We start from the raw sequence: 22,449 nt of genomic DNA on the forward strand, positions 1-22,449 counted from the left end.
GCACGCGGACTGGCACGGGGCGATCTTGCCCCTCTCACCGGTGGGTGGCAGAGATTCTGCCGGCCGCATGCTGACCCTGCGCGAACCGCACGGGGTCACGCGCCCGGTGGTGATGGATGCCGACGTCGCGCAGCACGATGGCTATCGCTTCGTCTATCTCCTCCCGTTTTCGGACAGCGAGATATTCGTCGAGGATACCTATTACAGCGATACGCCCGACCTCGACCGGGATACGCTGACCCGCCGGATCGATGCCTATGCCGCGCGGCGCGGGTGGAGCATCGAGGCCGTCACGCGGGAGGAAACCGGCGTCCTGCCGGTGGTGGCCGGCGGCGATTTCGATGAACTTCTCGGGCGCCGCGCGGGCGATGTCGGCATGGCGGGCGTGCGCGCCGGATTGTTTCAGCCGCTCACGAGCTATTCGCTTCCCGATGCGGTGCGGTTCGCGCATCATATCGCCGCCCTCCCCTCCCTCGACAGCGCATCGCTGGCCGCGGCCAGCCGGGATTACGCGGCGCGGCACTGGCGCCTCGGGCGGTTCCATCGCATGTTGACCGCGATGCTCTTCGACGCGGCGGAGCCGGAGGAGCGATACAGGGTTCTGCAAAGGTTCTATACTTTGGATGAAGGTTTGATAGAGCGGTTCTATGCCGGTCGGGGCACGGGGCGCGATGCCCTGCGCATTCTTTCGGGAAAACCGCCCGTGCCGGTCCGACGCGCCATCGCCACGCTTTCGGGCATGCGCGGCCCCGCCCCCCTTTCGCTGCCCACGGAGACCATGCGATGAACACCACCACCACAGCGGACGGCGATACGCCCATGCGCCGCGCGGCGGTGATCGGCGCAGGGTTCGGCGGGCTCGCGCTCGCCATCCGGCTGCAATCGGCGGGGATCGCGACCACGGTGATCGAGGCCCGGGACAAGCCGGGCGGCCGGGCCTATCACTGGGAACGCGACGGTTTTACCTTCGATGCCGGGCCGACGGTCATCACCGATCCCGATTGCCTGGCCGAATTGTGGCGCCTGTCCGATCACGACATGGCCGACGATATCGAATTGCAGGAAGTGCAGCCGTTCTACCGCCTCCATTGGGAGGATGGCACCACCTTCGATTACACCAACGACATCCCGAAACTCGCCGCCGAGATTTCCAAGCTCAACCCCGCCGACCTCGCCGGATACGAGGAATTCCTCCAATATTCGGCCGCGGTTTACGAGGAAGGCTATGTGAAGCTCGGCCACGTCCCCTTCCTCAGCTTTGCCAGCATGATGAAGGCCGCGCCCGCCATGATCAAGAATCAGGCCTGGCGCTCGGTCTATTCCATGGTGTCGAAATACATCAAGAACGAGAAACTGCGCGAGGCGCTCTCGTTCCACACGCTGCTCGTCGGCGGCAATCCGATGAGCACGAGCGCGATCTACGCTCTCATCCACAAGCTGGAGAAGGACGGCGGCGTGTGGTGGGCCAAGGGCGGGACCAACCGGCTGATCGCCGCGATGGTGCGCCATTTCGAGCGGATCGGCGGCACGGTCCGGATCGGCGATGCGGTCGCATCCATCGACACGGTCGGCAACCGCGCCACCGGCGTCACGACGAAGAGCGGCTGGCACGAGAATTTCGACGCGGTGGCCACCAATGGCGATTTGATGCACAGCTATCGCGACCTTCTGTCCGACAATCGCCGGGGCGCGAAAATGGCGAAGTCGCTGGCGAAGAAGAAATGGTCGCCGAGCCTGTTCGTCGTGCATTTCGGGGTCGAGGGGACATGGCCGGGCATCCCGCATCACATGATCCTGTTCGGCCCGCGCTACGAAGGCTTGCTCGACGATATCTACAAGCATGGCGTGTTGCCGCGCGATTTTTCGATCTATCTTCACCACCCCAGCGTCACCGACCCGTCGATGGCGCCCGAAGGGATGAGCACGTTTTACGCGCTCGTGCCCGTGGCGCATCTGGGGCAATTGCCGGTGGACTGGGTCGCGGTCGGCAAGGAGCTGGAAAAGCGCGTGCTGGACGAGGTGGGCCGCCGGCTCATCCCCGACATCCATTCGCGCATCGTGACGAAGTTCCATTATACCCCGACCGATTTTTCCAACGACCTGTCCGCCCATCTGGGCAGTGCGTTCAGCCTGCAGCCGATCCTCACGCAGAGTGCGTTTTTCCGCGCGCACAACCGCGACGATGAAATCGGCAATCTCTATATCGTGGGTGCGGGCACGCATCCGGGTGCCGGCATTCCGGGCGTCGTCGGCAGCGCCAAGGCGACGGCGCGGCTGATGCTGTCGGATCTCGCGCGGGGCTGAACCGGGATGGCGGGGGACGCATGGTTACGATAGCGGCGCGATCCGAGCTTGTCGCGCATGCCGCGGATACGATCGCGCGCGGCTCGAAAAGCTTTGCGGTGGCCAGCCGCCTGTTCGGGCGGCGGGAGCGGGAGCGCGTTTGGCTGCTCTATGCCTGGTGCCGGGCGTGCGACGATCTCGCCGATGCGCAGGACATGGGCGGCGCGCTCGGCGATCAGAGTAATCCGCACGAACGGCTCGCCACCATACGGCAGCGCACCGCATTGGCGTTGCAGGGGGTTGCGACCGGCGATGCGAGTTTCGACGGCTTCGGCGTGGTGGCGCGCGAATGCGGGATCACCGCGGCCGATGCCGATGACGTGATCGCGGGGTTCGCTCTCGACAGCGAGGACTGGCGCCCCCGGACCGAGGCCGACATGATGCAATATTGCTATCACGTCGCGGGCGCGGTGGGGGTGATGATGGCGCTGGTCATGGGGGTGCCGCGTTCGGACGAGGATACGCTCGACCGCGCATGCGACCTCGGCCTCGCGTTTCAGCTCGCCAATATCGTCCGTGATCTGTGGGAGGATGACGCGGCGGGGCGGTGCTATCTCCCCATCGAATGGCTGGTGGAGGCGGATATTCCGCCGGGACAGCATATGAAGCCGCATTACCGCGCCGCTCTCGTCGATCTGGTCGCGCATGCCTGCGCCATCGGGCGCTGTCACGAGGCGTCGGCAAGGGTCGGCGCCGGGCGGTTGCCGTTCCGGGCACGCTGGGCGATCCTGTCGGCGACGGGGATTTACGGCGACATCGCGCGCATGGTGGAAAGCGCCGGACCGAACGCATGGAACGCGCGGGTTCATACAGGCGCACTGAGCAAGGCGGGCTGGGTCGCAAGATCGGTCGTCGCGGCCATGCGGCCCCCGCCGCGCGATTGCGGCGAGACGGCGCGCGGCCGGCTGTGGACGCGGCGGCAACTGGCGGAAAGGGCGCGAAGATGATGGGAAACCGGCGCCAGTCGCGCTATGCGAAACGCAAGCCCGACATCGCGTTCTGGCCCGAAAAGCGGCGCCCGAATTACGGGGCGTGGATGGTGGTCGCGGCCTCTGCGATCCTGATCGTGCTCGGGCTATGGCTGCGGTTCGATCCCGGCCTGTTTTCGCCCGCCCGGCCCGAACAGGTCGCGTCGCCTGCGCCCGGCCCGGCCGACGATCTGCGCCAGCAATTTGTGATGTGCGACGGCCCGGCGCGCACCAATTGCGTGGTCGATGGCGATACGTTCTGGATGGATGGGGACAAGATCCGGATCGCCGACATCAACACACCGGAAACCAGCACGCCCGAATGCGACGCGGAGCTGGCCCTCGGCGAGCAGGCGACGCTGCGCTTGCAGGAATTGCTCAACGCCGGTCCGTTCAGCCTCGCCCGGATCGACCGCGATACCGACATGTACGGGCGCAAGCTGCGCATCGTGGAACGCGGCGGGACATCGCTCGGCATCATCCTGGTGCGCGAAGGGCTGGCGGAGGAGTGGCAGGGGCACCGTTCGGGCTGGTGCTGAACGCCTGTTCTGAACCCTTGCGTAGCGCGACGTTAAGCGGGCGTTCGCTTTCGCCTGTTAATTTAATGCGTGAAAAGCACGGAACGCTTTTCGTCGCTGGCGTTGATAATGGCATGAGCGTATCTGTCCAACTGCACGAGATCACCGGCGCGAACGACGCCGAGGAAGCATTCATCCGCGAATCGGTCCGGCTCCTGCGCGAAGCGGTGTCGATGCCCGGCTTCGGCGCCAGCGTCCGAAAGGCCGATTACGGCGACACGCAGTGGAAGGGCGCGCATGGCTCCGTCCGCCGCCTCACCGGCGAGGAAATCTGGCAACGCGTGCAGATCGGGCAGGAAGCCGGGGTGACCGGCGACCACACGCTCAACCTGTCCATCGCGGTCGAGGATCTGCCCGGCCCGGACAGCGACCGTGACGGCCCGCCCGTCATCGGCGCGACCGAGCTTGGCACGCTTCCCATCCGCACCGCGCGCTGGTTCCTGTCGCAATGCATGATCGCCGGGGACCATGTGAACATGGCCGCGCATCTGATGCATCAATGGATGCACGTGTCGGGCTTCGTCCATGGCGCGGACGGGCACGACAGCCGGGACGCCCCCGCCATTCTGGGCCGGTTGGTCCGCCGTGCGCTGGAATGGAATTACGGCGACAGGATCGATGCGGAAATCACCGCCATGCTGATCGGCGGGCACACCGGCTGTTCATGCAAATTGCCAGCCGAGAGAACGCAGACTGCCATCGCCTGATCGGGCGCGGCCTTTCGGCATGGGCCTGCGCGCGATTGACGGGTTTCGCGCGCTGCGCCGTTTCATTCTGGCGTGACGCCGCCTATGTTGGGGCGAATGTCCGCCCCCCTTCCCCCTGATACCACGGGCCTCGCCGATGCTCTGGCCCTGCCCGCCCTGCATGCGAGCCATTCGGGGTGCTGGCTCGCCTCTCGCGACGGCGAGGTGCGCGGTCTTTCGCGGGGTGAGGCGATCATGGCGGCGGCGGAGACTCCGCTGCTGATGCTGAATGCGCCGCTGGTGGCGAGCCGGCTCGGCTATCCCGAATTATCGGGGCTGGATCTGCTCGAACTGTTCGCCTTCGTTCATCCGGCCCGCTTCATGGTGCCGACGCCGCGCGGGCTGGCCGAAGGTCTGGGCCTCGCCATTCCGCAGGACGAGGCGGAGGTGCCGCATCTGCTTGCCCGGGCGGCGGCTGTGCTGTTCGCGCAGGTGGAGGCGGAGGACTGGATCGAGCGGCCCGGCGCGTGGAGCACGCTGCAATCGCTGTCCCGCCTGCGCTGGCCCTGGGCGAGCCTTCTGGCCCCGCATGTCCGCCGGCCCGAACGCGCCGAGCCCTGGCTTTTTGCAAAGCTGCCCGAATGGGAGGAGCGCCCGCCGCGCCCGCAACCAGCGCATGTCGCCATTGCGGAGGATGAGGTGACCGCACGGCTCGACCAGCTCACCGGCGAAGGGTCCGAACGCCGCGAGGGGCAGCGCGAATATGCCCGTGCGGCTGCGCGCATTTTCGCGCCCCGGCCCGAAGTCGGCCAGCCGAACATGCTGCTCGCGCAGGCCGGGACGGGGGTGGGCAAGACGCTGGGCTATCTCGCGCCCGCCTCGCTCTGGTCGCAGGCGGCGGGCGGCACGGTGTGGGTGAGCACCTATACGAAGGCTCTCCAGCGTCAGCTTCGCCGGGAAAGCCGCCGTGCATGGCCCGATGTCGATGCGGGCGAGGCACGCGAAACCCCCGCCGTCGTCGTGCGCAAGGGGCGGGAGAACTATCTGTGCCTGCTCAATCTGGAGGATGCCCTGCAAGGCGGCTTCGCAGGGCGCCCCGGCATTTTCGCACAGCTCGTCGCGCGCTGGGCCGCGTTCAGCGAGGACGGCGACATGGTGGGCGGTGACCTGCCCGGATGGCTGCCGACCTTGTTCCGGCGGCGCGGCATGGCGGCCCTGACCGACCGGCGCGGCGAATGCGTCTATGCCGGGTGTCCGCATTATCGCAAATGCTTCATCGAACGTGCCGCCCGTCAATCCGCCCACGCCGATCTCGTCATCGCCAATCATGCCCTTGTCATGGTCCACGCCGCGCGCGGGTCGGGCAATGGCGACGAACGCGAGGGGCAGCAGCGCCCCGCCCGCATCGTGTTCGACGAAGGGCATCATCTCTTCGATGCGGCCGATTCCACCTTTGCCGCCGCCCTTTCGGGAAGCGAGGCGATCGAGATGCGCCGCTGGGTCATCGGGCCCGAGGGCAAGTCGAAAGGCCGCCGCCGGGGCCTTGCCGCGCGCCTTTCCGACGTCGCGAGCTATGACGAAGCGGGCGATGCGGCGATTGGCAAGGCGCGCGAGGCGGCCGACCTGCTGCCCGCGGATGGCTGGCTTTCGCGCATTGCGGAGGGCGAACCGTGGGGCCCGATCGAACGTCTGCTCGCTGCGGTGCGTACGCTGACCTTCGCCCGCGATGCGAGCGCGCAGGACGCAGGCTATGGCATAGAGACCGAAGTGACCGATCTCGACGCTGCGTTCATCGGCGCGGCGAGCGACGCGAAGGATGCGCTGGCCCGCCTGCGGCAACCGTTGATGGCGCTGTCCGCCCGGCTGGAGGCGATCCTTGCCGATCCGCCCGACTGGCTCGATGCGCAGGGGCGGCAGCGTGTCGACGGGGCGCGCCATTCGCTGCGGTGGCGGATCGACACGCTGACCGCGTGGGAGGCGATGTGCGCGCGCATGGGCGGGCCGGTGGATGCGGATTTCGTCGACTGGTTCGCCGTGGAACGCGCCGAGGCGCGCGAATTCGACATCGCAATACACCGCCGCTGGCTCGATCCGATGCGGCCCTTTGCCCGTACCGTGCTGGAACCCGCGCATGGCGTGATGCAGACCAGCGCCACGCTATGCGACCGGCAGGAGGACGGACCCGACTGGGCGCGCGCGCTCGAACGCTCTGGCGCGGTGCAGCTCGGCGTGGCGGCGGCGCTGACCGAGGCGGCGAGCCCCTTCGATTATGCCAAGCAGGCGCAGGTGATCATCGTGACCGATGTGAAGAAGGGCGATATTGCCGGGCTTGCCGCCGCCTATGGCCGCTTGATCGAACACTCGCGCGGCGGCGTGCTCGGCCTGTTCACCGCGATCCGCCGGTTGCGCGCAGTGCATGCCCGCATCGCCGATCGACTGGCGCGGGGCGGGCTGCCGCTCTTTGCGCAACATATCGACCCGATCGACACCGGAACGCTGGTCGATATTTTCCGCGACGATCCCAAGGCCAGCCTGCTGGGCACCGATGCCCTGCGTGACGGGGTGGACGTGCCGGGCGAATCGCTGCGGCTGGTGGTGATGGAGCAGGTTCCCTGGCCCAAGCCGTCGATCCTGCACCGCGCGCGCCGCGCCGCCCATATGGTGCCTGGCGCGAAGAGCGAGGAGAAAGGCGGCAAGCAGGCCTATGACGATGCGATCGTGCGCGGGCGGTTGGCGCAGGCATTCGGGCGGCTTATCCGCAGCCGTGCCGATTCGGGGGCGTTCGTCGTGTTGTCGCCGGCTTTCCCGTCGCGCCTGCTGTCTGCCTTTCCCGAAGGCACGCCGGTTTCGCGGGTCACTCTGGACGAAGCATTAAAAATGTTAGACAGCCGTGTTTCGGACAGGGACATTTCCGGTCACGATCCGGGTGTAGAGGAAGAAGCGGTTTGAAGATCATCGGGCTGTTGCGGCACGCCAAATCCGAAGACCACCAGCCGAGCGGTCGGGATTTCGATCGCGGGCTCAATGCAAAGGGCCGCCGGGCCGCAACCGTGATGGGGGCGCATATCGGCGCGCGGGCCCCAGCCTTCGACCGGATCCTCGCCTCACCGGCGCAGCGTGTGCGTGAAACGCTCGATCTCGCGCTCGATGCGATGGGGCGACGCGCACCGGTCGACCGGGCGGAGGATCGCCGCCTCTATCTCGCCACCTCCGAAGTGATCGCGGAGGTCGCCGCCGAAATGGGCGGGTCGTGCGATTCGCTGCTGATCGTTTCGCATAATCCGGGGCTGGAGGATTTCGTGCTCGACCACGTTCCCGACGACGCCGGCAATGCCATGCGCGATACGGTCGCTGTGAAATATCCCACGGGGGCGTTCGCCGTTCTGGAGTTCGACATCGACGATTGGGCCGACCTGCCCGATGCGAAGGGGCGGATTGTCGCGCTGACGCGGCCCCGCGATCTCGACCCTGCGCTCGGCCCCGATCTAAACTGACATGTCGGCGGGCTTGGTCTCGTCCTTGATCTGAGACAGCGTTTCGCGAATCGCGCGCAGACGCATCAACATTTCCTCGTCGCTCATCATGCCCGGACGCTCTCCGCGTGGCGGTGCAGGACGCGCCGCGGCTGCGGTCGTCGCGGCCGGTTCCGGCTCGGCCAGCGCCTTTGCCGCGCCGCGAATCGTGTAGCCTTCGTGGTTGAGCAGGCGATCGATCCTCTGCACAATCGCGACGTCCTCGGGCCGGTAATAGCGCCGGTTCCCGCTGCGCTTGATCGGCGCGAGGGCGGAAAACTGCGTCTCCCAATAGCGCAGGACATGCGGTTTTATCGAAAGCGCGGACGCCACCTCCCCGATCGTGCGGAAAGCCTGCGGATCCTTTCCATCGTCAAACAGATCGTCGCTGTTTTTCATCGTGCGCTTATACGTTCCTTGAGAAGCTGGCTGGCACGGAAGGTCATGACCCGGCGCGGGGTGATGGGAACCTCCACCCCGGTCTTCGGATTGCGGCCGATCCGTTCGCTCTTGTCGCGAAGAAGGAATGTCCCGAACCCGGAAATTTTGACGTTTTCCCCCGAATGCAGCGCATCGCACATCAAGCGCAGGATCGCCTCAACCATGTTGAGAGATTCCGCACGGCTAAGCCCCTGCTTGCGGTGGATAATATCAGCAAGATCGGCGCGGGTCAGAGTTCCGGCTGATCGCATCGGCATTTCCTTTGTATAGAAGCGACCCTGGAAGAACCCTTACATTATCATAGGTTATGAATTTGACGTCAAGCGATGTAGGGAATTTACACCCGAAGCAGGCTCGCCCCCCAAGTGAAGCCACCTCCCATCGCCTCCAGCATGACCAGATCGCCCGATTTAATTCGCCCGTCCCGCACCGCCACATCATAGGCCAGCGGTACGCTCGCCGCCGACGTGTTCGCGTGGATGTCGACCGTCTTGATCACCTTTTCGGGCGGAAGCGAAAGCTTCTTGGCCGTGGCGTCGAGGATCCGGGCATTGGCCTGATGCGGCACGACCCAGTCCACCTCGGCGCCCGTCATACCCGCCTCGTCCAGCACTTCGCGCAGGACCTGGGCCAGGTTGACGACCGCGTGACGAAACACCTCGCGTCCCTTCATCCGCAGCTTGCCGACGGTCCCCGTCGTCGACGGACCGCCATCGACATAGAGGAGCGAACCGTGCTCCCCATCGGTATGCAGCCGCGTCGCGATCACGCCCGGCGCGGAGGCGGCATCCGCCGCAGCGACGTCGCGCGCTTCGAGCACAAAGGCTCCCGCGCCATCGCCGAAGAGCACGCATGTCCCCCGGTCGTCCCAATCGAGGATGCGCGAAAACGTCTCTGCGCCAATTACCAGCGCGCGTTTCGCCATCCCGGTTTTCAGCATCGATCTGGCTCGTGCCGAGCGCATAGAGAAAACCCGAACACACCGCCGCCACGTCGAAGGCAAAGGCATTCTTCGCGCCGATTTCATGCTGCACCCAGCTCGCGGTGGAGGGAAACGTCTGATCCGGCGTGGCGGTGGCCAGCACGATCAGGCCGATGTCATCCGGCTCCACCCCGGCGGCGGCCATGGCCTTCCGCGCGGCGTCTGCGGCGAGCGTGCCCGTCGTTTCGCCATCGCCGGCGATATGCCGCTGCCGGATGCCGGTGCGCTCCACGATCCACGCGTCGCTGGTATCGACGGTTTCGGCAAGCTCGGCATTGGTGACGCATCGCGCCGGAAGCGCGGAACCACATCCCAGCACGACGGCGCGGCGGATCGTGTCGCTCATCGTATGTCGCTACCTGCGGACGGGGCGGTTTCGCCGGCCGCTGGCATGCTGCCCTGCAGCGCGGCGCCCTCGGCAAGATCGGCCGTGATGCGTTCGGTCAGGTTTTCCTCCAGCAGGCGCGCGGTGACCGCGACCGCATTGGCCACGCCCGCCGCATTCGCATTGCCGTGGCTCTTCACCACGATGCCGTTGAGGCCCAGGAAAACGGCGCCATTGTGGTTGTTGGGATCGAGATGATGCTTCAGCAATTCCGTCGCCGGCCGGCTGATGAGAAAGCCGAGCTTGGAGCGCAGCGAACTTTGAAACGCATCTTTCAGAAGGTCGGTGACGAAACGGGCCGCACCCTCCACCGCCTTCAATGCAATATTTCCGGAAAAACCGTCGGTGACGACGACGTCGGCGCTCCCGCGCGCGAGCTTGTCCGCCTCGATGAAGCCGTCGAAACGCAGGGCGAGAGTCTTCGAAGCCTCGCGCAGCTTTTCCGATGCGCCGCGCAGGGCGTCGGTGCCCTTGATCTCTTCGGTCCCGATGTTGAGCAGGCGTACGCGCGGTTCGGCAAGGCCGGTCGCAATGCGCGAGTAGGCCGCGCCCATGATTGCGAACTGCACCAGATTGCGGGCATCGCATTCCGTGTTCGCACCGAGGTCGAGCATGACGAGATCGGTGTCGCCCAGCGTCGGCAGCAGCGCGGCAAGCGCGGGCCGGTCGATCCCCGGCATGGTGCGCAGCGACACCTTTGCCATGGCCATCAGCGCGCCGGTGTTGCCGCCCGACACCGCGGCCCCGGCCTCGCCGCTTTTGACCGCGGCGATCGCCATGCCCATGGACGTACGGCGCGCCCGGCGCAGCGCCTGCGTCGGGCGTTCGTCGCCTTCGACCTGCTCCGGCGCGTGGAGGATTTCCGACGCGTCGCGCAGATTGGGATGATGGTCGAGCGCAGACTTGATCTGCGTCTCATCGCCGACGAGCAGGAACTTGAAACGGTCGTGACGACGGCGGGCCAGTGCCGCGCCTTCGATCATGACACGCACGCCCACGTCGCCGCCCATCGCATCGACGGCGATACGCGGCAAGCTCATCGAACTATCTCCCGGTTGCGAGTCGTCAGACGTCAAAGGCCGACGGAAACGATCTCACGCCCGTTGTAATGGCCGCATGCGTCGCACAGATTGTGGGGACGCTTCAACTCGCCGCAATTGCCGCACTCGTGATACGCGGCAGGCTTGAGCGAATCATGCGCGCGGCGGTTGCCACGGCGATGCGGCGATACTTTTCTTTTGGGGACAGCCATTTCGGCACCTGTGTTAAATCATGAATAAGACAATTGCCGATGCCCTAGGCGAAGCATGACCGGACCACAAGGGGTGTCCCACAGGCGGTCGGCCAGACAGTCGCATCGGTTGCGGCGAAGGCGCGCGCTATACCGAATTGTGCACGATACGCAAGGGCGTGTCGTCATCGGCCAGCAACATGGCTCCCTTCAACCAGCCATCGCCGCATCGCCGACAAAGGGATTCGTCCGGCGTTCCTGACCGAACGTGCTCACCGGACCGTGGCCGGGAATGAACGTGACATCATCGCCCAGCGGCCACAATTTGCGCGTGATTGCATCGAGCAGATCCTGATGATTGCCCATCGGGAAATCGGTGCGGCCGATCGACCCCTTGAACAATACGTCGCCGACCACGGCAAATTGCGACGGCGCATGGTAGAACACGACGTGGCCGGGCGTGTGTCCGGGGCAATGGATGACGTCGAGCGTGAGCGCACCCAGCGTGACCGTATCGCCGTCCTGCAGCCATCGGTCCGGCTCGAAACACGTCCCCGCGATCCCGTATTTGCGGCCGTCGTCGGCAAGCCGGGAAATCCAGAACCGGTCGGCCTCCTGCGGCCCCTCGATCGGCAGGTCCAGCTCCTGCGCCAGCAGCGCCGCCTCGCCGCAATGGTCGATATGGCCATGGGTGATCAGGATTTTTTCGAGCGTCACGCCCGCCTTCGCAACCGATTCCTTCAACCGGTCGAGATCGCCGCCCGGATCGATCAGGGCGCCCCGCATCGTCTGCGTGCACCACAGGAGCGAGCAATTCTGCTGCAACGGCGTCACGGGGAGGATCGCGGCCCGCATCGGGGGCTCAGCTTTCGGGGGCGAAACGGGTTGGGGCGTGGTGTCTGTCATGCACGAAATGTGGCCGCCGTGCTCGGCGAATGCAAGGCAGACGGCCGGCGTGGCCATTCTCGTGCAGGTTCAGATCACCGAACCGGCCGCGGCGGTCATCGCGATGGCGGGAAGGAAGCCGATCATCGTGGCAAAGGCGAAGGACCGGTGGTTCAGCGTGCTGAGCGCGCTGGCCCCCGTGACGAGGAAATGGGGCGTTCCCGCAACGCGCAAGCCGATGATGTAGAGAAGACCCCGCCGTTCGAACTGCCGCTCGAACCCGTCGAGCCGGTCGCCGAGCCGGTCGCGCACACGTGCCCGCATGCCATGCCGGGTGACAACGAACAGGATGTGGCTGCCGAGCAGGGCACCCAATGCGACGATCAGCCCACCCTGCCATCCGCCGAGCAGCGCGGCGGAGGAAAACGTCGCCGGCAGGATCACGCCCGGAACGCAACATGCGACGAGCGCCGTCGTCCCGATGAGGAAAATGATGGCGAGCATGACAGGGTCCTGCACGAACCGCGCCCATTCCAACAATGTTTCCGTCAAGCCGTCCACGATTCGTCCCTCATCACATGACTATAGCATGAAGGACCGGTTGGTTCCCCCGTGTATCGCCCGTTCGCGCCAGTCTCGCGGCGAAAGGTTAAAAAACAGGCACTGCGCTCCGGTCGCACCCCGCGCGATCACACCCGCCCGCCTTTCCACACGACGCGGCCGATCACCTCGATCTCGTCGAGGGGGACGCCATGTTCGGGCGGATAAGCCGCATTGTCCGAAATGATCGAGACCCGGCCCGGCGGGTTGAACTGCAATCGTTTCACCAAGAGCGTATCGTCGCGGCGCAGCACGTGAATCCCGTCGCGGATTCGGGCAAGATCCCGGTTCACCAGAATTTCGTCGCCATCCGAAAGGGTCGTCTCCATCGAATCGCCCGCCACGGTGATCGCATTCAGCGCCTGGCTCGACAACCCCAGCTCGCGCAGCCATGCGGCGGAAAAGGACAATTGCCCGACCGGCGATTCCTCCGCCGAGAACGCGCCCGGCCCCGCCGACGCACCGAGCGGCAGGCGCGGGATCTGCACCCATCTGGGCGCACCACGCATCGCAGCGGCAGGCCGCGCTGCCGGCCCGGAAGTCGGCTTGGCGTAGGATTTTTCTTTCCCATCGGCGCCGCCCAGCTCCTCCTCGGCCACGCCAAAAATTCCGCGAGCCGGCGGCGGTCGTTTTCCTCCAGCTTTCGCGGGCTTCCCTTACGTATGAATTGCTGAAGATAGCTCGCATTGCGCCCGATCAGCCGGGAAAGGGCCGCAAGCGTGGTGCCATTGCTTTCCGCCAAGGCCAGAAGCCGGGCGCGTGTCGGGTCGTCGATCATTTTTCCTATGTAATCGAAAGATTTTTCCTAGACAAGTAGGATTTCTTTTTAGATCAAAAGGATATTCCCAAGGCGAATCACCGTAATCTTGGGGTCGCAGAATGGAGGTTAGGTTGCTGATTCGGGACATCGAGAAATTTCTCCGCCGCACCGGAATGCCGGAAACGAAGTTCGGAAGGCTCGCCGTGCGCGATCCGCGTCTGGTCGTCGATTTGCGCAATGGTCGCGAACCGCGTCGTCGCACGATAATGCGGGTGGAACATTTCATGAACAAATACATCGCCAAGGGTGGGGAGACGCAGCATGTCCTATGAAATGCCAATCCTGACCAAGAGCTTCGATTTCAAAAGGACCATGGCCATGCGCTCCAAACGCACGCCGGGCGAACGGCTCGCGGCGGCGGTGCTGGACCTCGCGGAGAACGAAGGGCGCATCGTCGTCCATTCGCAGCGGCCATGGGCCAGCATCACCTTCACCGGATCGCGCCACACGATGAGCCTCGCCTTTACCGGGGTCCATGCGGTGGAGGCGGGCGAACGCTTCGTCGCCAGCCTGGCCGATCACGAATTTTCGATTCCCCGGCACCTTGTCGCCGATGCGGAGGTCCGCTCGGTCGAGCACAGCCTGCTCCCCGAACCGCGGCTCTGCGTGGAAATCGAGGTGCTGCTGCTCGACGAGGGTTGAGCGCAGCCGGCGGCGATCAGCCGGGCTGCCACTCCCAGCCCAGCGGATCGCCGTCCATCACCTCGACCCCCTTGGCGGCCAGTTCGTCGCGGATCGCGTCGGAGGTCGCAAAATCCTTTGCCGCGCGCGCGGCCTTGCGCCGATCCATTGCCGCCTCCACCTCGGTTTCGTCGAGTTGCGCGGATTGGGGACGGATCCGGAAATCCTCGCGCCCGAGCAGAGGCAGGCCCAGCACCGCCATCATCGCGGCGACAAGCGCGACCTTCTCCTGCGCCGGGACCTTCTTCGCCGTCACCGCCTCCTCCAGCACGGTCAGCGCGACCGGCGTGTTGAGATCGTCCGCCAGCGCGGCATCGAACCGGTCGAGCAGCGCGCGCAACCTGGCATTGTCGATCGCGAGATCGGCCAGCACCGCGCCCGATGCGACGGTTTCGCCGCTCGAACCGATCGCATTGCGCGCGCCCGTCAAAAGCCGCTTCACCCGCGTGAGCGCCGCCAGCAGCCCGTCCCAGGAAAACTCCAGCTCGCTGCGGTAATGCGCCTGCAGGCACATCACGCGATAGGCCAGCGGGTGATAGCCCCGATCGCGCAGCAGTTTCAGGCGCAGGAATTCGCCCGAGGACTTGCTCATCTTTCCCGTCCGGTCGACGAGGAAATTGTTGTGCATCCAGATTTTCGCACCCGAATGCACCGCCTCGTCCAATCCGCCGCAGCCGCAGAACGCCTGATTCTGCGCGATTTCGTTGGGATGGTGGATTTCGCGGTGGTCGATGCCGCCGGTGTGAATGTCGAAGGGAAAGCCGAGCACCTGCCCGCTCATCACGCTGCACTCGAGGTGCCAGCCCGGCGCCCCCCGGCCCCATGGCGAATCCCATTCCATCTGGCGCGTTTCGCCGGGCGGCGTCCGGCGCCAGATCGCGAAATCGGCGGCGTTGCGCTTGCCTTCCACCGCGTCGATGCGGCCCTCGCCCTCCTCCGTCACGGCGCGGGCCAGGCGGCCATAATCGGCGACGCTCGCGGTATCGAAATACAGGCCGCTGTCGATTTCATAGCAGTGCCGGTCCGCGATGGATGTCGCAAAATCGATCATCGCGTCGATGTAATCGGTCGCGACGGTCCATTCGGCGGGTTGCCGGATATTGAGCGCGTTGACATCCGCCTTGAACGAATCGGTATAATGGCGCGCAATGTCCCAGATCGACTGCGCCCGCTCGCTCGCCGCTTTTTCGAGCTTGTCCTCACCCGCATCGGCATCGTCGGTCAGATGGCCGACATCGGTGATGTTGATGACATGGGTAAGCCGGTATCCGCGCCAGCTCAGCACCCGACCCAACGTGTCGGCAAAGACATAGGCGCGCATGTTGCCGATATGCGGGTAATTATACACCGTCGGGCCGCAGCTGTAGACACGCGCCTCGCCCGGATGGACAGGGACGAAAGGCTCCGCCTTGCGGGTCAGCGAATTGAACAGGGTGAGAGGCGCTTGGGTCATGTCCCGTGCCTTAGCCCGGCATGCCCGCGGGTCAAGGCAGGGGGCATGCTGCGTATCTGTCGCGGGACGCCACATGGCGCCGGGCGGCGGACCATCCATCGTAAATCGGCGGGCCCGATCGCCGCAACTCCAAGCGCATCATCGCCGTCCGGCACATCTTTAAAGGCGCCATCCTATAAAGGCGCCATCCTATCCTGCCGGGGGGCTTCATCGGCATCGGACCGAATGATCACGTTCCCTGTCGCTTGCGGCGTTGCCAGGCGATCTGGCCAGCCCTTTCCGAATCGCGCCGGATGCATGAAGAGCTGACGAACGTGCGAAGCGTCATCGCGCCGCCGAACGACCGCGATCCTAGAGCTTTACCGATTTCGCGCAGGGCAGATCCGGCGTCAGTGAGGCCATTCGTGATGGGCGTCCGGAACGGCGGTGGTGGACAGGGCTGGATCTGAACCAGCGTACGCTTGCGCGGGCAGATTTACAGTCTGCTGCCTTTAACCACTCGGCCACCTGTCCACACCGGTGCCGTATCGATGGGGCGTTTGCCCCTTCAAAAGCGACGAACCGCAAAGGTCCGTCCGGCCTAGAGGCGCACCCTTTGGCGAAGCTGCGCTTGCCTGTCAACAGGCAGGCTGGCACAGGCGGCGCACAAATTGGAACGAGGCGCGAGAACATGGTGAAAAAAGGCGAGAAAAAGCACTGCGCGGACGCGCTTACCGGATGCAGGGCGGACGCGGCAGCGGGCGCGCATCGAAAGGCGCGGTGCGCTTCTGGGGCCGGCACGCGGTCGCGGCGGCATTGGCCAATGAGGATCGCACCATCCTGAAACTATGGGGCACGCGCGAGGCGATCGACGCGATGCTCGAGGAGGAGCAGATCGAGCTCCCGCAGGACGTGCGGGTCGAATATGCGCAGAATACCGACATGGCGCGGCTGGTCGCCCGCGATGCGCCGCATCAGAACCTGGTCGTCGAATGCGATCCGCTCGACGATATCTTCCTCGACGATGTCGCATTGGGGGAGCCGGGCGCGCCGATCGTGGTGCTCGACCATGTGACCGATCCGCATAACGTGGGCGCGATCATGCGATCCGCCGCCGCATTCGGCGCGGCCTGCATCGTGACGCAGGATCGGCACGCGCCGCCCGAATCGGGCGTGCTTGCCAAATCGGCATCGGGCGCGCTGGAAACCCTGCCATGGGTGCGCGTGGTCAATCTCTCGCGCGCGCTCGACGATCTGGCGGAGGCCGGATATTGGCGCATCGGGCTCGACGGCGATGGCGAGGCGACGCTCGCCGACGCGCTGACGACCGGGCCGGTGGCGCTCGTGCTCGGCGCAGAGGGTGACGGCCTGCGCCACAATATCGGGCAGCATTGCGACCAGATCGCGCGGCTGCCGATCGCGACTGCGGTTGAAAGCCTGAACGTGTCGAATGCCGCGGCGATCAGCCTCTATGCCTGTGCGATGCGGGACCTGCCCGAAAACTGAGGCCGCGGATTGCGCGCAACGAAAAACCGCGCGAGGGCCGATGCCTTCGCGCGGTTTTCATGTGCGATGAACGCGCGTCTTAGTTGACGGCGTCCTTCAGGCCCTTGCCGGCCTTGAACTTCGGCTGGGTCGAAGCCTTGATTTCCATCGGCTCGCCCGTGCGCGGGTTGCGACCGGTCGATGCCTTGCGCTCTGCGACCGAAAACGTGCCGAAACCGACGAGGCGCACTTCGTCACCCTTGGCGAGCGCCTCGGTGATGACGTCGAAAACGCTTTCGACTGCCTTGGTCGCATCGTTGCGCGACAGGGCGCTGGCATCGGCAACCTGGCTGATCAGCTCGTTCTTGTTCATGGTTCGAAAACCCCCTTGTATGATTGGCTAATGAAACTCGTGACCCTAACGGGCGGCTCGATAATGAATCGCCCCTAAGACGCACGGAATGGAGCGGTTTTCGGCCAGCGTGTCAAAGGCAAATCCGCGCCAAAGCCGCGGAAAAGATGCGATTTTGGATCCGTTTGCGGCAAAGAGGCGCCATCGGGCCACACCGCACGCGAAATACCGCGATGCAGCATTGTTGCCACATCGCGGTATTATCGTTCGCAGTAAAAACCGGACCTTAATGGGCGGTGGGCACCGTCCCGGCCGTTCCGATCGGCGCCGGCTGACTGGCCAGATCGTCCGCCTCGCTCCAGTCGATCATCTCGGTCGGTTCGGCCAGGGCGCGGGCCAGAACCTCGTCCACATGCGAAACCGGGAGGATTTCGAGCCGATCGGTAATGTTCGACGGGATTTCCACCAGATCCTTGCGGTTTTCTTCGGGAATGAGAACGGTGGTGATCCCGCCGCGCAATGCTGCCAGCAGTTTTTCCTTCAACCCGCCGATGGCCAGTACGCGGCCGCGCAGCGTCACCTCGCCCGTCATGGCGACATCCGCGCGCACGGGGATCCCGGTCAGCGTGGAAATGATCGAAGTGACCATGCCGACGCCCGCGCTCGGCCCGTCCTTGGGCACCGCGCCTTCGGGAAGGTGAATGTGGATGTCCTTGCGCAGGAAGATCGACGGCTTGATGCCGTATGCGGGCGCACGTGCCTTCACGAAGCTGAAGGCCGCCTGCACGCTCTCGTTCATCACCTCGCCCAGCTTGCCGGTGGTGCGAACCTGCCCCTTGCCGGGCACGGTGACGCTTTCGATGGTGAGCAATTCGCCGCCCACCTCGGTCCAGGCGAGGCCCGTGACCGCGCCGACCTGGTTCTCCTCGTCCGAAACGCCGTGGCGGAACTTGCGCACCCCGGCGAACTCGCCCAAGTTCTCCGGCGTGATGGTGACGCTCTTCACCTCGCCTTCCAGAATCTTGCGCAGGCTCTTGCGCGCGAGCCGCGCGATCTCACGCTCGAGCGTGCGAACACCGGCCTCCCGCGTGTAATAGCGGATCAAATCGCGCAGGCCTTCCTGAGTCAGGGTGAATTCCCCTTCGGTAAGCCCGTGCTGCTCGACCTGCTTCTCGATCAGGTGGCGCTCGGCAATCTCGACCTTTTCATCCTCGGTATATCCTTCGAGGCGGATGATCTCCATCCGGTCGAGCAGCGGCTGCGGCAGGTTCAGCGAATTGGCCGTGCACACGAACATCACGTCGGACAGATCGTAATCGACCTCGAGGTAATGATCCTGGAACTTTGCGTTCTGTTCTGGGTCCAGCACCTCGAGCAGGGCCGAGGCCGGATCGCCGCGGAAATCCTGCCCCAGCTTGTCGATCTCGTCGAGCAGGAAGAGCGGATTGGACGCGCCCGCCTTCTTCAGATTGGTGACGATCTTGCCCGGAAGCGAGCCGATATAGGTGCGCCGATGGCCGCGAATCTCGGCCTCGTCGCGCACACCGCCCAGCGACTGGCGCACGAACTCGCGCCCCGTCGCACGCGCGATCGAACGGCCAAGCGAGGTCTTGCCCACGCCCGGCGGCCCGACGAGGCACAGGATCGGCCCCTTCAGCTTGTTGGTGCGTGCCTGCACCGCGAGATATTCGACGATCCGGTCCTTCACCTTTTCCAGCGCGTAGTGATCGGCGTCGAGCACCTCCTGCGCCTTGGCGATGTCCTTCTTGACCTTCGACTTCTTGCCCCACGGCAGGCCCAGCAGCACGTCGAGATAATTGCGGATGACGGTGGCCTCCGCGCTCATCGGCTGCATCGCCTTCAACTTCTTCAACTCGGCATTGGCCTTCGCCTTCGCCTCCTTGGAGAGCTTCGTCTTCTCGATCTTCTCGGCCAGTTCGGACAGCTCGTCGCCATCCTCGCCCTCGCCGCCGAGCTCGGACTGAATCGCCTTCAGCTGTTCGTTGAGGTAATATTCGCGCTGCGTCTTTTCCATTTGCCGCTTCACACGGCCACGGATGCGGCGTTCGACCTGCAACACGCCGAGCTCGCCTTCCATGAAGGACAGCCCCATCTCCAGCCGCTTCACCGGATCGCGCTCGGTCAGCATCGCCTGCTTGTCGCTGACCTTGGCGGCAATGTTCGCGGCGACCGCATCGGCAAGGCGCGAGGCATCGTCGATCTCGGCAAGCTGTTCGCCGGCATCGGCCGACAGCTTCTTGTTCAGTTTCGCATAATCGTCGAACTGCTCCATCACCTGGCGCATGAGGGCGGCGACCTCGCTGCCCGATGCGGTGATCTCGTCGAGCACCTCGACCTCGGCGCGGACCATGGCGCCGGTATCCTCGACCGCGTTGAGCGCCGCGCGTTCCTGCCCCTCGACCAGCACGCGAACGGTGCCATCCGGCAGTTTCAGCAATTGCAGCACGGTCGCGACCACGCCCATGTCATACAGGTCGTCCGCCGCCGGATCGTCGCAGGCCGGATCGATCTGCGAGACCAGCATGATCTGCTTGCCCGATGCGTTTTCATCCTCGTCGGCGTCGTCCGCATCGGGCGCGGCCATCGCAGCCTCCAGCGCAGCGACGGATTTTTCACGTCCGACGAAAAGCGGCACGACCATGCCGGGAAATACGACGATGTCGCGCAAGGGTAGAAGCGGGTAGGAACTCATCCAGATATTTTCCATTCAGTGGCGCTTACGCCAATCGTCCGGCGCGCGCATTACGATCCGCATCCAATATGGTGCAGTATCGCACGGGTGCAACCACGGCGGGCGTCGCCGCCCGCGATCAGAGACCGAGCTTGGAAAGGTCGAAGCCCGGCGGCAGGCCGGCCTGCGACTGCACCTTCTGCATCTCCTCGTTCGCGCGGGCGTCGGCGCGGGTCCGGCAATCGTTGAAGGCCGCGGTGATGAGATCCTCCAGCATCTGCTTGTCCTCCTTCACCATCAGGCTGTCGTCGATCGACACGCCCAGGATGCGGCCCTTCGCCGTGCTGCGGATCTTGACCATGCCGCCGCCCGACACGCCCTCGACCTCGATATTGTCGAGCGTGGCCTGCGCGTCGTTCATCTGCTTCTGAATCGTTTCGGCGGCCTGCTGCGCGGCCTGGATCATTTCTTCCATCGATTTCATCGTCTGGCTCCTGTCGTGCCTGTTATCGGGTCAATATATAGGGGCTTCAGGCGCGTTTGAAACGCCGCTCGTCCATCTGTTCCACTTCGGCCTCGTCCATGAGCCGGGCGTCGGGAAAGGCGGAAAGCGCCGCCTTCACCAACGGCGCCTCGCGCACGATGCGGGCTTCGTCTTCGGCCTTTGCGCGGGCGATCTCGGCCAGCGAGGGGCGTGTCGCCTCGCACTCCTCCGCGCGGTGCAGTTCCCATCGCTCCCCCGTGGCGCGGTAGAGGGCGTCGCGCAATTCGGGGGCGACGTCCTCGCCATAGCCGGGCACCGTGGCGTAGCGCAGCATCCCGTATTGCAATTCGGCCACCCGGATCCAGTCCCGCATGATCTGCCCCACGCGCAGCTGGCCGACATCCTCCACCTGTTCGATGAGATCGGTCCATTCCGGAGCGGGCCTCGTCGTCGCGGCGGTCGTGGCCGTGGGGGCGGCCTGCGCATCACCGCCGCCGCTAGCGGCAATCGCCGGTCGGGCGGCCATTTCGTCCAGCCTGCGCATCAGCATGCCGGGATCGGGCATGTCCGCGGCGTGCAGGATGCGGAGCAGGGCCATCTGCGCCGCGGCGAGCGGGTCGGGCGCGGTCCGCACCTCGTCATGTCCTTTAAGCAGCAATTGCCAGAGCCGGTGCAATTGCGCCGCGCCCAGCGTGCCCGCCCATTGCTCGATCGCCGCGCGCTCCTCTGCCAATGGCGCATCGGCGGCGCCGCGCGCGAGCTGCGCCAGCGTGATGCGGTGGACGAGCTCCATCTGTCCGCGCAGCAGGGCCACCGGCTCCACGCCGAGTGCATATTGCCGGTCGACCAGATCGAGCAGCCCCGCCCCGTCGCCCGACAGCACGGCGGAGAGCAGGCGGCGCTGCACTCCCTTGTCGGCAAGGCCGAGCATGTCGCGCACCTGATCCGCGCTGACGCGGGTGGTTTCGCCCTCGCTCGCCATGTCGGCATGGGCGATCGCCTGGTCGAGGATCGAGAGCCCGTCGCGCACCGATCCTTCGGCGGCGGCAGCGATCATGGACAGCGCCTCGTCCTCCGCCTCGACCTGTTCCTGCGCGCAGACCCAGGCGAAATGTGCCTGCAACATGGGCGCGGTGATCCGGCGCAGATCGAACCGCTGCGTCCGGGACAGGACCGTCACCGGAAGCTTGTCCACCTCGGTCGTGGCGAACAGGAATTTCACATGCGCCGGCGGCTCCTCCAGCGTTTTCAGGAGCGCGTTGAACGCATTGCGCGAGAGCATGTGCACTTCGTCAATGATATAGATCTTGTAGCGCGCCGATACCGCGGAATAGCGTACCGCCTCGATAATCTCGCGCACGTCGTCGACGCCGGTATGGCTGGCGGCGTCCATCTCGATCACGTCGATGTGGCGCCCCTCGGCAATGGCGACGCAAGGCTCGCACACGCCGCACGGGTCGATGGTCGGCCCGCCTTGCCCGTCGGGGCCAATGCAGTTCAGCGCCTTGGCAATCAGCCGCGCGGTGCTCGTCTTGCCCACCCCGCGCACGCCGGTCATCAGGAATGCATGCGCCAACCGGTCGCGCCGGATCGCATTGGCCAGCGTCTGCACCATGGCGTCCTGCCCGATGAGCTGTCCGAAGGTCTGCGGCCGGTACTTGCGCGCCAATACGCGATAGGGTTGCGCCGGGTCGGGCACGGTCGCGGGCGACGTTGCCGGTTCGCCTAGCCCGAGCCCGAGGGCATCGTCCGCCATGTCGGGTTCGCGCGGGGGCGGCGCCGGGGCAGGATCGCCGGCGCCAAAGATATCGGGTGAATCGGCCATGGCCCGCAATGTAGTGCGATCACCCCCCAATGTCGAAGGGCGCGGATGTGCAAATTGCGGATAGCTC

22 protein-coding genes, 1 tRNA gene and 1 pseudogene are annotated in these 22,449 nt (G+C 65.3%); 9 read left to right on the forward strand and 15 right to left on the reverse strand.

What is annotated here, in order from left to right:
* Nucleotides 1-67 precede the first annotated feature (67 nt).
* From crtY to JD971_RS02215, 7 genes are all read left to right on the forward strand, one after another.
* Entirely contained in the window at nt 68-787 is a 720-nt protein-coding gene (gene crtY / locus JD971_RS17010; RefSeq protein WP_371809696.1) for a lycopene beta-cyclase CrtY, read from the forward strand.
* A gap of 32 nt (nt 788-819) precedes the next feature.
* Complete coding sequence (locus tag JD971_RS02190) at nt 820-2,304, forward strand: phytoene desaturase (protein WP_202087261.1); 1,485 nt, start codon at nt 820-822, stop codon at nt 2,302-2,304.
* Between the two features lie 20 nt (nt 2,305-2,324).
* Entirely contained in the window at nt 2,325-3,290 is a 966-nt protein-coding gene (locus JD971_RS02195) for a phytoene/squalene synthase family protein (RefSeq protein ID WP_202085643.1), read from the forward strand.
* Nucleotides 3,287-3,850 carry a thermonuclease family protein gene (locus tag JD971_RS02200; RefSeq protein WP_202085644.1) on the forward strand — a complete coding sequence of 188 codons (564 nt, stop codon included), beginning with the start codon at nt 3,287-3,289 and terminating at the stop codon, nt 3,848-3,850. Before JD971_RS02195 ends, JD971_RS02200 begins: the two co-directional genes overlap by 4 nt.
* Before the next feature lie 113 nt (nt 3,851-3,963).
* Nucleotides 3,964-4,596 carry a hypothetical protein gene (locus tag JD971_RS02205; protein WP_202085645.1) on the forward strand — a complete coding sequence of 211 codons (633 nt, stop codon included), beginning with the start codon at nt 3,964-3,966 and terminating at the stop codon, nt 4,594-4,596.
* A gap of 96 nt (nt 4,597-4,692) precedes the next feature.
* The gene (locus JD971_RS02210; protein ID WP_202085646.1) at nt 4,693-7,524 is read left to right on the forward strand and encodes an ATP-dependent DNA helicase; all 2,832 of its coding nucleotides are present in this window, start codon (nt 4,693-4,695) and stop codon (nt 7,522-7,524) included.
* Nucleotides 7,521-8,069, forward strand: coding sequence for a histidine phosphatase family protein (locus tag JD971_RS02215; RefSeq protein WP_202085647.1), 549 nt, complete (start codon nt 7,521-7,523; stop codon nt 8,067-8,069). Before JD971_RS02210 ends, JD971_RS02215 begins: the two co-directional genes overlap by 4 nt.
* Here JD971_RS02215 and JD971_RS02220 read toward each other — a convergent pair.
* The 9 genes and pseudogenes from JD971_RS02220 to JD971_RS17015 all read right to left on the reverse strand — a co-directional run bounded on the left by JD971_RS02220 (nt 8,061) and on the right by JD971_RS17015 (nt 13,694).
* A complete protein-coding gene (locus JD971_RS02220; RefSeq protein ID WP_202085649.1) occupies nt 8,061-8,486 on the reverse strand; it encodes a MerR family transcriptional regulator in 426 nt (141 codons plus the stop codon). The genes JD971_RS02215 and JD971_RS02220 overlap by 9 nt on opposite strands.
* Nucleotides 8,483-8,779, reverse strand: a complete 297-nt coding sequence (locus JD971_RS02225) for an integration host factor subunit alpha (protein ID WP_202085651.1) — start codon at nt 8,777-8,779, stop codon at nt 8,483-8,485. Before JD971_RS02225 ends, JD971_RS02220 begins: the two co-directional genes overlap by 4 nt.
* Before the next feature lie 86 nt (nt 8,780-8,865).
* A pseudogene (locus JD971_RS02230) lies at nt 8,866-9,856 on the reverse strand (beta-ketoacyl-ACP synthase III).
* On the reverse strand, nt 9,853-10,935 hold the full coding sequence (plsX, locus tag JD971_RS02235) for a phosphate acyltransferase PlsX (RefSeq protein ID WP_202085653.1): 1,083 nt from the start codon (nt 10,933-10,935) through the stop codon (nt 9,853-9,855). Before plsX ends, JD971_RS02230 begins: the two are co-directional and overlap by 4 nt.
* Nucleotides 10,936-10,967: 32 nt before the next feature.
* Nucleotides 10,968-11,147 carry a 50S ribosomal protein L32 gene (gene rpmF / locus JD971_RS02240; protein WP_202085655.1) on the reverse strand — a complete coding sequence of 60 codons (180 nt, stop codon included), beginning with the start codon at nt 11,145-11,147 and terminating at the stop codon, nt 10,968-10,970.
* A gap of 189 nt (nt 11,148-11,336) precedes the next feature.
* Nucleotides 11,337-12,032: an MBL fold metallo-hydrolase gene (locus tag JD971_RS02245; protein WP_371809697.1), complete on the reverse strand. Its 696-nt coding sequence runs from the start codon at nt 12,030-12,032 to the stop codon at nt 11,337-11,339.
* A 69-nt stretch (nt 12,033-12,101) separates the two neighbouring features.
* Nucleotides 12,102-12,572: a TVP38/TMEM64 family protein gene (locus tag JD971_RS02250; protein ID WP_202085657.1), complete on the reverse strand. Its 471-nt coding sequence runs from the start codon at nt 12,570-12,572 to the stop codon at nt 12,102-12,104.
* Nucleotides 12,573-12,700: 128 nt separating this feature from the next.
* A complete protein-coding gene (locus tag JD971_RS02255; protein WP_371809698.1) occupies nt 12,701-13,210 on the reverse strand; it encodes a helix-turn-helix transcriptional regulator in 510 nt (169 codons plus the stop codon).
* Nucleotides 13,211-13,466: 256 nt separating this feature from the next.
* Nucleotides 13,467-13,694, reverse strand: a complete 228-nt coding sequence (locus JD971_RS17015) for a hypothetical protein (RefSeq protein ID WP_202085658.1) — start codon at nt 13,692-13,694, stop codon at nt 13,467-13,469.
* Between the two features lie 10 nt (nt 13,695-13,704).
* Here JD971_RS17015 and JD971_RS02265 point away from each other — a divergent pair, with 10 nt between their 5' ends.
* Nucleotides 13,705-14,073: a hypothetical protein gene (locus JD971_RS02265; protein WP_236672224.1), complete on the forward strand. Its 369-nt coding sequence runs from the start codon at nt 13,705-13,707 to the stop codon at nt 14,071-14,073.
* A gap of 16 nt (nt 14,074-14,089) precedes the next feature.
* Here JD971_RS02265 and cysS read toward each other — a convergent pair whose 3' ends face one another.
* Complete coding sequence (gene cysS / locus JD971_RS02270) at nt 14,090-15,565, reverse strand: cysteine--tRNA ligase (RefSeq protein WP_202085659.1); 1,476 nt, start codon at nt 15,563-15,565, stop codon at nt 14,090-14,092.
* Between the two features lie 427 nt (nt 15,566-15,992).
* Nucleotides 15,993-16,078: transfer RNA gene (locus JD971_RS02275), tRNA-Tyr, on the reverse strand.
* A gap of 204 nt (nt 16,079-16,282) precedes the next feature.
* On the opposite strand from JD971_RS02275, the gene rlmB reads away from it, so the two are divergent.
* Nucleotides 16,283-17,050, forward strand: coding sequence for a 23S rRNA (guanosine(2251)-2'-O)-methyltransferase RlmB (gene rlmB / locus JD971_RS02280; protein WP_202085660.1), 768 nt, complete (start codon nt 16,283-16,285; stop codon nt 17,048-17,050).
* 79 nt (nt 17,051-17,129) lie between these two features.
* Here rlmB and JD971_RS02285 read toward each other — a convergent pair whose 3' ends face one another.
* The 4 genes from JD971_RS02285 to JD971_RS02300 form a co-directional block, all read right to left on the reverse strand.
* Nucleotides 17,130-17,402 (reverse strand): HU family DNA-binding protein, encoded by a 273-nt coding sequence (locus JD971_RS02285; RefSeq protein WP_202085661.1) that lies wholly within the window; start codon nt 17,400-17,402, stop codon nt 17,130-17,132.
* 265 nt (nt 17,403-17,667) lie between these two features.
* A complete protein-coding gene (lon, locus tag JD971_RS02290) occupies nt 17,668-20,109 on the reverse strand; it encodes an endopeptidase La (RefSeq protein ID WP_236672225.1) in 2,442 nt (813 codons plus the stop codon).
* A gap of 103 nt (nt 20,110-20,212) precedes the next feature.
* Entirely contained in the window at nt 20,213-20,557 is a 345-nt protein-coding gene (locus JD971_RS02295; protein WP_202085662.1) for a YbaB/EbfC family nucleoid-associated protein, read from the reverse strand.
* A 46-nt stretch (nt 20,558-20,603) separates the two neighbouring features.
* Nucleotides 20,604-22,382, reverse strand: a complete 1,779-nt coding sequence (locus tag JD971_RS02300; protein WP_202085663.1) for a DNA polymerase III subunit gamma/tau — start codon at nt 22,380-22,382, stop codon at nt 20,604-20,606.
* Between the last annotated feature and the right edge of the window lie 67 nt (nt 22,383-22,449).

The organism is Croceicoccus sp. YJ47 (genome assembly GCF_016745095.1).
Lineage (GTDB): Bacteria > Pseudomonadota > Alphaproteobacteria > Sphingomonadales > Sphingomonadaceae > Croceicoccus.